This is a genomic window from Pseudoxanthomonas sp., assembly GCF_036845285.1.
Classification (GTDB): Bacteria; Pseudomonadota; Gammaproteobacteria; order Xanthomonadales; family Xanthomonadaceae; genus Pseudoxanthomonas_A.
On record NZ_DAIUEE010000003.1, the window covers coordinates 175,685 to 191,120 of the forward strand.

Here is a 15,436-nt window from a genome sequence, read left to right on the forward strand (position 1 = left end):
GACTGAGGGCGAAACCATATCGCTGAGTTGGCCCGACACCGACAAGCCACGTCATGCAGCGATACTCGCGGGACACCCGAAAAGAAAAGGCCACCGGACAGGAGAATTGCCCGATGGCCAGGGGGACGCGCGCCGGCCTCTCTCCGGCGCGCATCGCACTCAGTGGCCGCTGCCGGCGGCCAGCTTGTCCAGATCAATACCCTGCTTGCGCAGCGTGCGCGTCGCGGCGATGGCGTAGAACGCCAGGTAGGCAAAGCACACCACGCCTACGATGAAGCTGTAGTGGATGCCGACCTTGTCGGCCAGCGCACCCTGCGCCCAGCTGACGATGCCACCGCCCATGATCATCATGATCAGCAGGCTGCTGCCCTGGTTGGTCTTGTTGCCCAGGCCGGTGATGGCCAGCGCGAAGATGCACGGCCACATGGTGCTGCAGAACAGGCCCACGCTGATGAACGCAATGACGCTGGTCATGCCGGTGGTGAACATGCCGATCAGCTGCGCGGCGATGCCGCAGATGGCGAAGTACAGCAGCATGCGCGCCGGGTTGCCCTTGCTGGCGAGCGTGGCCAGGATCATCAGTACGATGACCGCGGCGTAGCCGAAGAACTGCGAGGGATCGTGGCCGGTGATCGCGTTGACCGCCAGGAACACGCCGAACGCGAGGTACGGCAGGATCAACATCAGCATCTTCTTCGCACCGGCGCCGACGTCGAACGCGCCCGCCGCGCCGCTCCAGCGGCCGATCATCAGGCTGGCCCAGTACAGCGACACGAACGGCGCGATCAACGCGGTCTCGATGCCCAGGCCGCCCTTCTCCACCGGCAGCTCCAGGTAGGCAGGCAGGTTGTCGATGGTCGAGACCTCGACACCGACGTACAGGAAGATGGCGATCATGCCCAGCACCAGCTGGGGATACGACAGCGCGGACTTCTTGTGGATCAGCTTGCTGCTGTCCTGCGCTTCGTTTTCAGACAGTTTTTCCAGGTCGATGTGGTTGGGCACCGAAGAAAACTTCAGGAAGATCGCGACCAGGATGAAGGCGGCGCCCAGCACCAGGTAGGGCGTCTTGACGCTTTCGATGCTCGCTTCGGTGTTGCCCGAAGTGACGCTGCCGAAGATCGCCACACTGACCAGCAGCGGACCGATGGTGGTACCGAAGTTGTTGATGCCGCCGGCCATCGTCAACCGCTGCGCACCCGTCTTGGGATCACCCATCACGATGGCCAGTGGGTTGGCCGCAATCTGCTGCAGCGAGAAACCGAGGCCCACGATGAACAGTCCCGACAGCATCAGGTTGAACGAACCAGTGTTGGCGGCCGGATAGAACAGCAACGCACCCAGCGCGGAAATCACCAGGCCCACGCAGATGCCGTTCTTGTAGCCGATCTTGTTGAGCACGTCCTGGCCCATCGCCTTCGAGATGGCGACATAGATCAACGAGCCCACGGTATAGGCCACATAGAACGCCAGCGCGACGTACATGCTCTGCGCCTGCGTCAGGTCGAACGCCTTCTTGAACACCGGGATCAGGATGCCGTTGCTGGCCGCAACGAAACCCCAGAAGAAGAACACGGTGATCAGCACGCTGAACTGCGACCATCGGGTGGGTTGGGTGGTCATGGATTGGTATGCCTGCTGGTATGGGATCCGGACGGAACGGCCAGCCTACGGAGCCGCCGCGCGATTGCAACTTGCACTGCGTCAGCGCCCCGCAGGGAAACTGCGGGGCGCCGGGTGGACCACCTTACTGCGCGCACTTCACCGCATCCGGCGCGTCGGCTGCACCGGCCACCACCTGGATGTTGGTGAAGGCGGCGGCGAAGGGCGCATCGGCGGTGATGCTGAAGGGCGTATCCACGCCGCTCAGGTCCGCACCCAGCTTGCCGAAGCAAGCCAGGGGAACCTTCACCGTCTGCTTCCTGCCGACGGCGTCGCCGGAGAAGGTGGCAGTGAGGTCGAGACTGGCGCCGCAGTTCGCGCCGCAGCCGACGGTGAACTGCACCGGCCTGGTCGGCGCCTGCTTGACGATCACGTCGAACTGCACGGCACCGCGCGCCGTCGCCATCGAAGTAAGGTTGTTCTTCGACGGGTTGCGGGCGAAGAAACGCGCCGGCGCGAGCCACGTCACTTCCTTGGCATCCTGCTGCGTGTTGACCTGCACGGTGGCGACCTGCAGCGCGGGCTTGGCCTGCGGCCAGCGCTGAGTGTTGTTCATGTCCGGGCCAACGGCCTGCGCTTCGCTGCCTGCTGCCATTTGCAGGGTGAAAGGCGCGATGTCGGACTGGTTGAACACGCCCATCGCCGTGGCTTCACCGCAGCTCGCGGCGTTGTCTTCCGGCAGCTTGCCGACGTTGCTGCTGTCGCCGTAGCGCAGGCCGGTATCCAGCGCGAACTGCGGCGTGCTGTCGGCCTTCGGACAGGCGACGGCCGGCCACGGGAACGTCAGCTTGCCGCGGAAGTCGTGCGCTGGCTTGCCTTCCGCATCCGCGACCAGCACGTCGGTGACGCCCTTGCCCTCCGTGCCCGGCAGCCATGCGGCGACGAAGCTGTTGGACAGATTGATCAGGTCGTTGGCGTACAACGCACGGCCGGACAGGAACACGGTGACGACCGGCTTGCCGGTGGCGGCGGCCGCCTTGAGCGTGGCCAGGTCTTCCGGATGGCGACGGCTGTGCGCCATCGTGTCGGACGGCACGATGTCGCCATTGGTTTCCGCGTACGGCGTTTCGCCGATGGCGGCGACGATGACGTCGTAGCTGGCGGGATCCACGCCTTCGGCACTGTCGCGCAGCACAACGTTCGCGTCGCCAAGCTGCTCGCGCAGGCCGGCGGCGATGCTGTCGGCATTCGGGAAGTCGGCGTTGGTGTTGTCGGTGCCCTGCCAGGTCAACGACCACCCGCCGGTCTGGTTGGAGATGCTGTCGGCGCTCTTGCCGACCAGCAGCACGCGCTGGCCCCGCTTCAGCGGCAGCGCGCCGCCGTCGTTCTTCAGGAGTACCAGCGACTCGCGTGCGGCACGACGGGCGAGGTCACGGTGCACCAGCGAATCCAGCTTGCCTGCATGCTGGCTGGCCGACGGCTTGTGCTGCCACAGGCCGGCGCGCAGCTTGACGCGCAGGATGCGGGTGACGGCGTCGTCGATGCGCGCCTGCGGGATCTCGCCCGACTTCACCTGCGCAATGGTGTTGCTGATGAAGGTCTTCCACTTGTCCGGAACCATCACCATGTCGATGCCGGCGTTGATGGCCTGCGGGCAACTGTCGTCGCTGCAGCCGGTGACCTGGCCGATGCCGTTCCAGTCGGAGACGACGAAACCGTCGAAGCCCATCTTCTCCTTCAGCGCGACCGTCAGCAGGTCGCGCGTGCCGTGCATCTTGCCGTAGTCCTTGCCGGCAGCGACGTCGTCCCAGCTGTTGAACGACGCCATCACCGTCTGCACACCGGCCTCGATGGCGCCGTAGTACCCCTGGCCGTGGATGTTGATCATCTGCGACTGGGTGATCGTGGCGTTCCCCTGGTCCTTGCCGCCGTCGGTGGCGCCGTCGCCGATGAAGTGCTTGGCGGTGGCGACGACGTTGCCGTCCTTGTCGAGCAGGCCCTGCATGCCCTTGACGTAGGCGGCCGCGTATTCGCGGATCAGTGCCGGCTGCGAGGAATAGCTTTCGTAGGTGCGGCCCCAGCGCGCGTCCTGTGCGACGGCGACGGTGGGCGCGAACGTCCACGTGACGCCGGTGGCGCGCGTGGACTGGCCGGTGGCTTCGGCGATGCGCTCGATCAGTTCGACGTCGTGCGCGGCACCCAGGCCGATGTTGTGCGGGAAGATCGTCGCACCGTAGACGTTGCTGTGGCCGTGCACGGCATCCGTGCCCCAGATCACCGGCACCGGGATCTTGGCGTCAGTGGACATCGACGCGTCGTAGTAGGCGTCGGCCAGCTTGACCCAATCCTCGACCTTGGCGTGCTTGTTCATCGCCGGCCAGGAGCCGCCGCCATTGAGCACGGAGCCGATGTAGTACCTGCGCACGTCGTCCGGTCCGATCGACTTGATCTCCGGCTGCACCATCTGACCGATCTTCTGCTCCAGCGTCATGCTGGCGAGGATTTCGGCGGCGCGTGCCTCGACGGCAGGATCCTGCGCGAAGCTGCTCTTCAGCGCCGGCCAGTCCTTCAGTTCTGCCGCATCGTTCGCGGCTGCGCCGGCGGGTTTCTGTTCGGGTTCCTTCTGGGCACTACACGACAGGCAGGCCAGCAGACTGGCCCCCAGCAGGGTCACTCGGATCGGATTCACTCGCTTCTCCCTAGATGGCGGCGCGCACAACATCCCCGACAGGATCCGCGCCTTGATGAAAATCGGACGGGACGCGGGGCCAGGCCCCGCATCCCGTCAGGTACTGCGGTTATCGACGATCGGCTTCGATCACAGCTTGTAGCGGAAGCCGAGCATGTACTGGCGGCCGTATTCGGTGTACTCCTCGGGGAAGAACAGGTCCGGATGCGTGCCGGAACTGACTTCGGTACGGAAGGGTTCGTTGTTGACGTTGTTCACCTGGAACAGGATCGACAGTCCCGACAGCCGGCTGGATTCCGGGAAGTCGTAGCCCAGTTGCAGGTCGACGGTACGCTCGCTGAGCGTGTAACGGTACACGCGCTGCCCGAACAGACTGCTGTATTCGCCGCGGTACTTGTCGCGATAGCGCTGGCTGACACGCGCCGAGAAGCCATGCTTTTCGTAGTAAAGCGTGGCATTGGCGACAATCTTCGAGAGGCCGGGGAACGTGTCGGTGCTGGACCCCTGGTCGGGACCATCGGGATCGATCGACGACTCCGTGTACGACGCGTTCACCAGCAGGCCGAACCCATCCAGCGACGGATTGATCAGGTCGCCTCCGAGTGCGGTGCTGACCTCCACGCCGCGCATGTAACCTCCGGTGCCGTTGGCCGGCGTGGAGAACGTACCCCAGTCCGATTCGGGCGGACCGGCAGGAGAAACCGGGTAATCGTAGCCTGCGAAGTTCCAAGGGATCTCGCGGGTGTAGACGTACGAATCCAGGTTCTTGTAGAAGCCGGCCAGGGCCACGTAACTGGCGGTACCGAAATACTTTTCGATCGAGAGATCGATCGCATTTGCACGATACGGTTCCAACGTGGGGTTACCGCCGCTTCCAGACCATCGACGGGGACCGGTACTGCCATCCGACAACCCGACACTGGCGTAGGCGCCCATGTCGTTGATGCGCGGACGCATCAGCTCCTTGGCCATGCCGAAACGCACATTCCAGCCGTTGCCGAAATCCAGCACCAGATTCAGGCTGGGCAGGATATCGCCGTACGACGCACCCGCCGAACCGATATGCATGCCGGTCGGATCGAAGTAGACGCCCTGGGATGTCTGCTCGGTGCGGATGTACTGGACGCCGGCGTTGCCGCGCAGGCGCACGGCATCCGTGATGTCCATGTCCAGGTTGGCCTTGAAGTAGAAGGTCTTGATCTGCTCTTCGGTGATCGCGTCCTTCTGCAGGTCGTTGTTGTCCTCGTTCAGGGCGACATCGTAGTAACGGGACAGCAGAGCACGAGGATTGAACGTCAGCACGCGACCCATTCCAGCGAAGCCGAGATCGGTCGGCGTCAGCAGCAGCGACGGATCGACCAGGGTGGGCGAGCGATCATTCCGCAGGAGGCCGAAGTACACGTCAGCGCTCTTGCTCTTGGTTCGCTTGCTGTAGTTGAAGCCCGCATCCCAGCTACGAAGAAAATCGGATGACTCGACCGCACGATTGACGGAAAGCCGGAAGGCCTTCAACTCGTCCTTCTGCCGCGAGTCCTCGAGGCGTGCTTCGCGTCCGTAACTTTGTGGGTCGCTCAGGTACACGGCGTTCGGATTGGACAGGTCAGGCAACCCGTAGTTGGCATAGCCCGGCGACAACGGGATGCGGAAATCCGCGCTCACGCCACCCAGCATGCCCGCGTAGGCTTCCAGCTTCGACTCCTCGATTTCAGCGCGCGAATAACTCGCATCGGCCGCCAGGGTCCACGCCCCCAACTTGAACTCGTTGTTCCAGCCGAACGAGTCGAGCTTGGACTCGCGCCGATTGTCGTCGTTGCGCACCAGGGGCTGGATGCCGCTCAAGGTACCACTGGTGACGACCGGCGTGCCGTGGTAATCCGTCGTGCCGACGTTGGAGTAGTCCGCAGCCCCGCCGTTCCACCACGGATCGTTGGTCCACATCACGCCACGCATCCACTCGCCCTGCTTGAACTTGGAATGGTAGGCATCCACCACGCTGTGCCAGGTGTCGTTGGGTTTGAATTCCAGCACTGCCATCACGCCGTCGCGCGTCATGTCGCGTGACTTCACCCAAGCCTCGGCACCCTGCAGCGCGATCGCATCGGCCGGCTTGCCATCCTGCGGAGTGCCCCACAGGTCGGTATTCGCCCACCACCATGACTTGTAATGTTTTTCCTGGAAGGGGGAATTCATTCGCGCCACGCCGATGGCGAGGCCAACCGTATCGTTGGCGAACTGATCGATGTAGGACGCTGCAACGCGGTAGCCCTTGTCGTCGCCGCCCGCAGTCAGGTCGCCCAGCGAATTGGACTCGCCCTGACCGCTGAACACGATCCGGCGCTCGCTGAAATCCAGCGGACGTACTGTCTGCATGTTCACGGTACCGGACAGGCCCTGTCCGACCAGCGAAGCGTCCGGCGTCTTGTACACGGTCACGCCGCTGACCAACTCGGCCGGGTACTGGTCGAACTCGACGCCGCGGTTGTCGCCGGTCGTGACCTGCTCGCGGCCGTTCAGCAGGGTGCCGGCGAACTGCTCCGACATGCCGCGGATGTGGATCACCTGCGCGCGTCCATCGACACGCTGCATGGTCAGGCCAGGCAGGCGCGAAATCGAGTCGGCAATGCTGATGTCGGGCAGTTTCCCGATGTCTTCGGCGGAGATGGCCTCGACGATGGACGTGGATTCGTTCTTGGTCTCCACCGCGCTGGCGATGGCGGCCCGGATGCCGGTCACCTTGACGGTATCGAGCGTCTCGACGGACGGTTCGGCCGAAGCCGCTGCCTGCTGCGCGCTTGCGACGACAGGTAGCGCCAATGCCAGGCAGCATGCGACGGCCAGATGCTGCCTGCGCGGTGTGCGACGCGAAGATGCGTTCGCAATGTGATTCGAGTACTTCATCTGGTCCCTCTCCGACCGGTGTTGACAGCGCTGTCATATAGAAGCTTCAATGCACTGTCAACAAATTCCTAACGATCGACGCCTGTCAGCGCGTGCAGGATCGGATCTGCGTGATGCAAGGACGTTGGCGCTGAATTATTCGCTGCATTGCAGCACCCGCTTTGCGTGGATTCCGGGAGGGATTCGCGAGTCCCCCGCGAGAGGAATCCACCATGACGCAGCAACTGATTCGACCACTACAAACCAGCCTGCTGTTGGCGTCGTTGGCGCTTGTGCTTCCGCTCAAGGCGCAGGATGTCGCGGCATGGATCACCACCGCAGACCACAAGACCGCGCTGGCAGCATCGGCGCCTGCGAGGTTCATCGCCGACGACGGCACCGAGACGCAACGCATCCTCGTCGACGACACGCGCCGCTTCCAGGAGATCGTCGGCTTCGGCGCATCGCTGACCGACTCCTCCGCCTGGCTGATCCAGCACAAGCTGGATCCCGAGCAACGCGATGGGCTACTGAAGGAACTGTTCGGCCGGGAAAACGGCGGGCTGGGCCTGAGCTTTTCCCGCCTGACCATCGGCGCATCGGATTTTTCGCGCCACCACTACAGTCTCGACGATACGCCGGACGGCAAGCCGGACCCCGAACTCGCTCACTTCAGCATCGACGAGAATCGCGGTGACGTGATTCCGGTTGCGCGCGCGATGCTCGCCATCAATCCGCAACTGAAGATCATGGCCTCGCCATGGAGTGCGCCTGGCTGGATGAAGGACAGCAACAGCCTGATCCAGGGCACGTTGCTGCCGAAGTATTACGACGCGTTCTCGCGCTATCTGCTGAAGTACGTGGATGCATATGCCGCCGAGGGCGTGCCGGTATTCGCGCTGACCGTGCAGAACGAGCCGGACTACGAACCGAAGGACTATCCCGGCATGCGCCTCAATGCGCCGGCCCGTGCGCGGCTCATCAGCGACCACCTCGGTCCGATGATCGCGGCGCGCGGGGACGGTCCACTGATCTTCGATTGGGACCACAACTGGGACAAGCCGGAGGAACCACTGGGCGTGCTGGCCGATGCCAAAGCCAATCCGTACGTCGCAGCCGTGGCGTGGCACTGCTATGGCGGCGATGTCGCCGCGCAATCGCCCGTGCATGACGCCTTCCCCGACAAGGACGCCTACATGACCGAGTGTTCGGGCGGCGATTGGGAGCCGGTGCGCAGCGGCGGCCTGCCACTGCAGATGAAGAACATCATCATCCGCAGCGCGCGCCACTGGGCGCGCGGCGCATTGTTCTGGAACCTGGCATTGGACGAGAACAACGGCCCCTATGCCGGTGGCTGCGACACCTGCCGCGGCGTGGTGACCATCGACTCGCGCACGGGCACCGTCACCCGCACCGACGAGTACTACGCGCTCGCGCATGCCAGCCGGTTCGTGCGACCCGGCGCGCACCGGATCGCGTCGAGCGAGGCGATCGGCGATCTGGACAACGTCGCCTTCCGCAATGCCGACGATGGCTCGCTGGTGCTGCTGGTCGCCAACTCCGCAACGCAGCGGCGCAGGTTCAGCGTTGGACACGGCGAACGCGCCTTCCACTACACGCTGCCGGCGCGCAGCGTCGCCACCTTCGTGTGGAATCCTGACGCGATGCAGCACGACTGACCGGCGGACAGCAGACGCCCGGCCCGCCATACGCCGTAGTATCCTGCCGCCTCCCCTCCTGGAGCAGCGGCATGATGCGACGTACTTCCCTGCTGGCACTGCTGGCGGCGACGGCCCTGCTGGCCGGTTGCGGCGACGGCGTGGTCCGCCGCGTCTCCGATCCCGCCGTGAGCGTGCAGCAGTTGACGGTGAAGGCCGACGGCCAGTGGGCCGTGGACCTGCGGCTGCAGAACTACAGCAGCATCCCGATGCGCTTCGACACCGTGGAAGTCGACGTGCAGGTGGGCGATCAGGAGGCCGGCAAGCTGCGCGCGACGCCCGGCCTGTCGGTCGGCCCGGAATCGGCGGACGTCGTTACCGTGGCCTTCTCACCCAGCAGCGCCGGTCGCATCGTGGTGGCCGACGCGCTCGCCGGCCGTCGCACCCTGCCGTACACACTGAAGGGCAGCGCCGGAGCCACGCCGCAGGACGCCAAGCTGCGTACTTTCGACATCGATACCCGCAACACCCTCAATCCCGTCCCCGGCCTGGATGGCGTGCTGCGCTGAGCACCGCCTTCCCCTCATCCGCGATTCCGAGAACCTGCATGCCCGCGTCCTACAAAGCTCCCCTCACCGATCTCCGCTTCGCCCTGTACGACGTGCTGGGCGTGGAGCCGCTGTTCCAGCGCCTCGGCTACACCGACGCGACCCGCGACATCCTCGATGCAGTCCTTGATGAAGCGGCGCGCTTCTCGGAAACCGTCCTCGCACCGCTGAACAGCGTCGGCGATGAAGTCGGCAGCCAGCTCGACAGGACGACCGGCGAGGTCACCACGCCGCCGGGTTTCAAGGCGGCGTACACGCAGTTCGTGGAGGGTGGCTGGACCGGGCTGACCGCCTCGCCCGAGCTCGGCGGTCAGGGCCTGCCGCACACGATGGGCGTGCCGCTCAACGAACTCGTCAATGCCAGCAACCTGGCCTGGGGCAACTTCCCGCTGCTGTCGCACGGCGCGGTGGAAGCGCTCAAGCATCACGGCGAACCCTGGCAGCAGGAGGTCTTCCTCAAGCCGCTCGTCGAAGGCCGCTGGACCGGCACCATGTGCCTGACCGAACCGCATTGCGGCACCGACCTCGGCCTGCTGAAGACGAAGGCCGAACCGAATGCCGACGGCAGCTATGCCATCACCGGCACCAAGATCTTCATCACCGCCGGCGAGCACGACCTGACCGACAACATCGTGCACCTGGTGCTGGCGAAGCTGCCGGATGCACCGGTGGGCGCGAAGGGCATTTCGCTGTTCGTCACCCCGAAGTTCAAGGTCGCGCAGGACGGCACCGTGGGCGAACGCAACGCAGTGGCGTGCGGCTCGATCGAACACAAGATGGGCATCAAGGCGTCCGTCACCTGCGTGATGAATTTCGACGGCGCGCAGGGCTATCTGGTCGGCCAGCCGCACAAGGGCTTGCAGGCGATGTTCACCATGATGAACACCGCGCGCCTCGGCGTCGGCCTGCAGGGCATCGGACTGAGCGAGCGCGCTTACCAGAACGCGCTTGCCTACTCGCGCGAGCGTCTGCAGACGCGCTCGCTGAGCGGCGCCAGGTTTCCCGAAAAACCCGCCGATCCGATCATCGTTCACCCCGATGTGCGCCGCATGCTGTTGACGGTGAAATCGCTGGTAGAGGGCAGCCGCCTGCTGGCGCTGCATGCCGGCACACTGATCGATATCGCCAACCACGCCGGGGATCCCGCCGAACGCGAGCGCGCCGACACGCTGGTGAGCTTCCTCACGCCGATCTCAAAGGCGTGCCAGACCGAGTGGGGCATCGAGAACACGTACCACGCGCTGCAGTGTTTCGGCGGCCACGGTTACATCCACGAGCACGGCATGGAACAGCTGGCGCGCGATGCCCGCATCACCACGCTGTACGAAGGCACCACCGGCATCCAGGCGCTCGACCTGATGGGGCGCAAGACCGCAGCCACGCAGGCCGCCGGCCTCAAGTTGTTCCTCGCCGACGTGCATGCCTTCGTCCAGCAGCACAGGAACGACGCGTCGCTGACCGAATTCATCGATCCGCTGCAGCAGAAGGCAGCCGAATGGGCCGGACTGACGAAGAACATCCTGCAGCGGGCCGCAACGAATCCCGAGGAGATCGGCGCAGCCAGCACCGACTACCTGTTCTACTCGGGCTACGTGGTGCTGGCCTACTGGTGGGCACGCAGCGTGGCCGCCGCCGATGCGTCGACGCACGGCGATGCCTTCAAGCAGGCCAAGCGCGAAACCGCACGCTTCTACTTCGCCCGCATCCTGCCGCGCACCTTGGCCCATGCCGCCGCGATCGAGTCCGGAGCGGACACGCTGATGGCGATGGACGACGCGCGCTTCGGCGAATGATCCGATGCAGGAGGAGCGCGGCTGCCGCGCTCCTCCGACGAAAAGCCGCACCGGATACACATTTCGTCAACATTTGGGTATAACCTGCTTCTCCATGGAAGCAGACAGAGCTCAGCTTCACCTGGTCCAGACCGGTTCCCTATCCACGCCGGTCCCGTCGCCGTCGCCGTCGTCCCCCCGTCCCCATCCTGCCGCCCTGCGACTGCTGTCGCTGGATGCGCATGGCCGCGTGCTGGACTGGATCAACTGGCAGGACGCCACATGCCTCTACGCTCGCGGCGCCGTTGCATGGACACTCGGTGACCCGTGCCTGCATGTGCACGGCGGCCTTTCGCGGCTGACCGGCGAACAGAGCCTGATCGAACTGCATCCCATCGTGGCCTCGCGCGGCCATGCTCGGGCGCATGCGCTTTCGCCCACGCCGACATTGACGAACACCGCATTGTTCGCCCGCGACGCCCACCTGTGCCTGTACTGCGGCCACGAATACTCGCGCCCGCACCTGACGCGCGACCACGTGCTGCCGCTCTCCAAGGGCGGCAGGGACATCTGGGAAAACGTCGTGACGGCGTGCTTCCACTGCAACTCGCGCAAGAGCAACCGCACCCCGCAGCAGGCGCACATGCCGTTGCTGGCGGTGCCGTACCGGCCCAGCTGGATTGAGCACCTGATCCTGTCGAACCGCAACATCCTGGCCGACCAGATGGCTTTCCTGAAGGCTCAACTGCCGAAGAAGTCCAAGCTCTCGGCATGATTCATTGCCAGGATGCTCCGCCCGCGCTTGCGCGCGTGCGTTCGCTGACGCGCGATCTGCCACTGGCAGATCGCAGGCGCGTCCGCTCACCCTGGCCGACCAGATGGCTTTCCTGAAGGCTCAGCTGCCGAAGAAGTCCAAGCTCTCGGCGTGATTCATTGCCAGGATGCCCCGCCCGCGCTTGCGCGCGTGCGTTCGCTGACGCGCGATCTGCCACTGGCAGATCGCAAGCGCGTCCGCTCACCCTGGCCGACCAGATGGCTTTCCTGAAGGCTCGGCTGCCGAAGAAGCCCAAACTCTCGGCGTGATGTCCGCTCCGGGCGGGCGCGGCCCTTCCTGAACCACCCAGGCCCGGCGGCCCACGCCGGCTTCACCCGTTTGCTTGCCCCGCTTCACATCGGGGGAGGACAATAACGGCTCAGAAGAAGCCTGCTGCCGATGATCGCCCCCGACCGCTATCCCCGCCTCTCTCGCATCCACGTCCCGGCCGACCTGCGCCAGTTCGACGAATCCGAACTGCCTGCGATCGCCGAGGAGTTGCGGAGCTACCTGATCGAGTCGGTCGGCAAGAGCGGCGGGCATTTCGGTGCGGGCCTGGGGGTGATCGAACTGACCGTCGCACTGCACTACCTGTTCGAGACGCCACGCGACCGGCTGGTGTGGGATGTCGGCCACCAGACTTACCCGCACAAGATCCTCACCGGTCGCCGCGACACCATCCACACGGTGAAGCAGAAGGACGGCGTGGCGCCATTCCCGAAGCGCGAGGAAAGCGAGTACGACACGTTCGGCGTCGGACATTCGTCCACCTCCATCTCCGCCGCGCTCGGCATGGCCATCGCGCTCGCGCAGCAGGGCGACGACCGCAAGGTGGTGGCGGTGATCGGCGATGGCGCGATGACGGCCGGCATGGCGTTCGAGGCGCTGAACCATGCCGGCGGCATGGAGCCGGAACCCAACCTGCTGGTGATCCTCAACGACAACCAGATGTCGATCTCCGAGAACGTCGGCGGCTTGACCAAGATGCTGGGGCGGCTGAGCAGCAGCCGCACGCTCAATGCGCTGCGCGAAGGCGGCAAGAAGCTGCTGGGCGACAAGAAGAAGCCGCCAGCACGCTTCATGCGCCGCTGGGAAGAGCACTGGAAGGGCATGTTCGTGCCGTCCACGCTGTTCGAGCAGATGGGCTTCCACTACACCGGCCCGATCGACGGCCATGATGTCGAAGCGCTGGTCGGCGCGCTGAAGACATTGAAGACGCTCAAGGGTCCGCAACTGCTGCATATCCTGACCACCAAGGGCAAGGGTTACGAACTCGCCGAAGGCGACCAGATCGGCTACCACGCCGTCGGCCCGTTCGATCCGGAGAAAGGCCTGGTCAGCAAGGGGGGCGCGAAGAAGCCCACCTACACCGACGTGTTCGGCGAGTGGCTGTGCGACATGGCGGCGGTCGAGCCGAAGCTGCTCGGCATCACCCCGGCGATGCGCGAAGGTTCCGGCCTGGTGCGCTTCAGCAAGGAATATCCGGACCGCTACTTCGACGTCGCCATCGCCGAGCAGCATGCGGTGACGCTGGCCGCCGGCATGGCCTGCGAAGGCAGCAAGCCGGTCGTGGCCATCTATTCCACGTTCCTGCAACGCGGTTACGACCAGCTGGTGCACGACGTCGCCATCCAGAAGCTCGATGTGCTGTTCGCGATCGACCGCGGCGGCGTGGTCGGGCCGGATGGCGCCACGCACGCCGGCAACCTGGACCTGAGCTACCTGCGCTGCGTGCCGCACATGGTGGTGATGGCACCGGCGGACGAGAACGAGTGCCGGCAGATGTTGAGCACCGGCTACCACTTCGGCGGCCCCGCTGCCGTGCGCTATCCGCGTGGCACCGGCCCCGGGGTCGCATTGCAGGGCACGCTGGACACGCTGCCGATCGGCAAGGCCGACCTGCGCATGCGCGGCAATCGCGTGGCGCTGCTTGCTTTCGGTTCCACTGTCGCCGCCGCCGAATTGGTCGGCCGCGAACTGGGCCTGAGCGTGGTGAACATGCGCTTCGTGAAACCGCTGGACCGCGACCTGCTGCTCGACCTGGCGAAGACGCACCAGGGGTTCGTCACCATCGAGGACAACGTGGTGATGGGCGGCGCCGGCTCGGGCGTGGCCGAATTGCTCAACGCCGACGGCATTTCGCTGCCAGTGCTGCACCTGGGCTTGCCGGACGAGTTCCAGCACCACGCCAGCCGCGAGGACCTGCTGGCCGAAGCCGGCATCGATGCGGCCGGCATCCGTGCCAGCGTGCTGAAGCGCTGGCCTGCGCTGGCGGCCACGCAGCCACCGATGACCGCGGCGGGCTGAATCGGCGATCCATGCGCCGGATCACTCCGGCGCTTCCACTTCGTATCCCTTCGCCTGCAATGCCGCCAGGTAGCCGTCCGGCCTGACCAGTTGCCAGACCGGCACCGTGGCGAAGGTGATCCGGTTCTTCTGCAGCGCCCCCTCCACGACCTCCATCCACCGCGCCTGCATGCGCGCTTCGATGTCGGCAATGCCGCGCTTGCGCGCCGTCTCGGTGTTGAACCACGCTACGGCGCAGGCCTGCAGCCAGTCCTGGCGCGAACCGGAGCGCAGCGCCGGCCAGTCACCGACCACCCATGCATTGGCGCGCGCTGCGACGTGCGGAAGGTCGCGCTCTATGACGTCCATGGTCTTGGCGAAGCACACCAGATCTTCGGGCTTGAGGGTCTCCTTGCGGAAATCCGCGAGCGCCTCGCGCGGATCCTCCAGCTTGACCTTCAACAGGGTAGGCGTGCGTTTCATCTTGCGCTGCTTCAGCACGGCATCGATGACCGGCTCGATTACGCCACCCTCGCGCAGGCCGGCATCCGACAAGGCTTCCACATAGAGCTGGTAGGCCGCGATCAGCGGGCGCTTCTTTTCGATGCCGCCGTCGCGTGGCGCGTAACGCTGCTTCAGCACACTCCAGCGGGCATAGAGGTCGGCGGGCAGGATATCCTGCAGCCTCTGACCGTCCTGGTTCCTGGATGCCTTCAAGGCAGACGGCAGCAGCGTCAGCCCGCGGAAGAAACCGACGTCGGCATCGACCATGATGCCCGGAGAGGCCAGGACTTCGTCGGCGAGTTGCAGCACCTGGTCGACCTCATTCGAACGCCAGGTGATCTTCTTCGGCAACGGCGACTGGGTGCCCAGGATGTAGAGCAGGTGTTCGCCACGCCGCACTTTCCATAGCCCGGGACCCGTCTGGACACCGGCAACGACCACGGCATCCATGTCGACCACACCGTCTTCGACGGTCGCCTGCGCCGGCTCGCTCTCCGGTATCGCCTGCGCACCCGTCGGACCCGACCAGGCCAGCAGCGACAGCCACAGCATCCCGAGAGACAAACGCATTCCGGCGACTCCAGTGCGGAAGAATCGCGAGAGTGTGCCCGTGGAGCGAGGGAGCG

Annotated in this window: 9 protein-coding genes; 5 read left to right on the forward strand and 4 right to left on the reverse strand. The window is 65.1% G+C overall.

Annotated elements, in window-relative coordinates:
- Positions 1-159 precede the first annotated feature (159 nt).
- The 3 genes from V7060_RS05475 to V7060_RS05485 form a co-directional block, all read right to left on the reverse strand.
- Positions 160-1,623 (reverse strand): MFS transporter, encoded by a 1,464-nt coding sequence (locus tag V7060_RS05475; protein ID WP_334178243.1) that lies wholly within the window; start codon positions 1,621-1,623, stop codon positions 160-162.
- Between the two features lie 124 nt (positions 1,624-1,747).
- Positions 1,748-4,291, reverse strand: a complete 2,544-nt coding sequence (locus tag V7060_RS05480; RefSeq protein ID WP_334178244.1) for a glycoside hydrolase family 3 N-terminal domain-containing protein — start codon at positions 4,289-4,291, stop codon at positions 1,748-1,750.
- A gap of 129 nt (positions 4,292-4,420) precedes the next feature.
- Positions 4,421-7,189, reverse strand: a complete 2,769-nt coding sequence (locus V7060_RS05485; protein ID WP_334178245.1) for a TonB-dependent receptor — start codon at positions 7,187-7,189, stop codon at positions 4,421-4,423.
- A gap of 212 nt (positions 7,190-7,401) precedes the next feature.
- On the opposite strand from V7060_RS05485, the gene V7060_RS05490 reads away from it, so the two are divergent.
- The 5 genes from V7060_RS05490 (at position 7,402) to dxs (ending at position 14,327) form a co-directional block, all read left to right on the forward strand.
- Entirely contained in the window at positions 7,402-8,847 is a 1,446-nt protein-coding gene (locus tag V7060_RS05490; protein WP_334178246.1) for a glycoside hydrolase family 30 beta sandwich domain-containing protein, read from the forward strand.
- 74 nt (positions 8,848-8,921) lie between these two features.
- Positions 8,922-9,395: an LEA type 2 family protein gene (locus V7060_RS05495; protein ID WP_334178404.1), complete on the forward strand. Its 474-nt coding sequence runs from the start codon at positions 8,922-8,924 to the stop codon at positions 9,393-9,395.
- A 38-nt stretch (positions 9,396-9,433) separates the two neighbouring features.
- A complete protein-coding gene (locus V7060_RS05500) occupies positions 9,434-11,227 on the forward strand; it encodes an acyl-CoA dehydrogenase C-terminal domain-containing protein (protein ID WP_334178247.1) in 1,794 nt (597 codons plus the stop codon).
- Between the two features lie 94 nt (positions 11,228-11,321).
- Positions 11,322-11,981 carry an HNH endonuclease gene (locus V7060_RS05505; protein WP_334178248.1) on the forward strand — a complete coding sequence of 220 codons (660 nt, stop codon included), beginning with the start codon at positions 11,322-11,324 and terminating at the stop codon, positions 11,979-11,981.
- Positions 11,982-12,419: 438 nt separating this feature from the next.
- Complete coding sequence (gene dxs / locus V7060_RS05510; protein WP_334178249.1) at positions 12,420-14,327, forward strand: 1-deoxy-D-xylulose-5-phosphate synthase; 1,908 nt, start codon at positions 12,420-12,422, stop codon at positions 14,325-14,327.
- Positions 14,328-14,348: 21 nt separating this feature from the next.
- On the opposite strand, the gene V7060_RS05515 is transcribed toward dxs, so the two are convergent.
- Positions 14,349-15,380: a TraB/GumN family protein gene (locus V7060_RS05515; protein WP_334178250.1), complete on the reverse strand. Its 1,032-nt coding sequence runs from the start codon at positions 15,378-15,380 to the stop codon at positions 14,349-14,351.
- Between the last annotated feature and the right edge of the window lie 56 nt (positions 15,381-15,436).

What these genes read in the sequence shown, in the direction of transcription:
- V7060_RS05505 (WP_334178248.1), top strand. Translation starts at nt 11,322, where the DNA reads ATGGAAGCAGACAGAGCTCAGCTTCACCTGGTCCAGACCGGTTCCCTA.
- V7060_RS05485 (WP_334178245.1), bottom strand. Translation starts at nt 7,189, where the DNA reads ATGAAGTACTCGAATCACATTGCGAACGCATCTTCGCGTCGCACACCG.
- V7060_RS05475 (WP_334178243.1), bottom strand. Translation starts at nt 1,623, where the DNA reads ATGACCACCCAACCCACCCGATGGTCGCAGTTCAGCGTGCTGATCACC.
- V7060_RS05490 (WP_334178246.1), top strand. Translation starts at nt 7,402, where the DNA reads ATGACGCAGCAACTGATTCGACCACTACAAACCAGCCTGCTGTTGGCG.
- V7060_RS05495 (WP_334178404.1), top strand. Translation starts at nt 8,922, where the DNA reads ATGCGACGTACTTCCCTGCTGGCACTGCTGGCGGCGACGGCCCTGCTG.
- dxs (WP_334178249.1), top strand. Translation starts at nt 12,420, where the DNA reads ATGATCGCCCCCGACCGCTATCCCCGCCTCTCTCGCATCCACGTCCCG.
- V7060_RS05500 (WP_334178247.1), top strand. Translation starts at nt 9,434, where the DNA reads ATGCCCGCGTCCTACAAAGCTCCCCTCACCGATCTCCGCTTCGCCCTG.
- V7060_RS05515 (WP_334178250.1), bottom strand. Translation starts at nt 15,380, where the DNA reads ATGCGTTTGTCTCTCGGGATGCTGTGGCTGTCGCTGCTGGCCTGGTCG.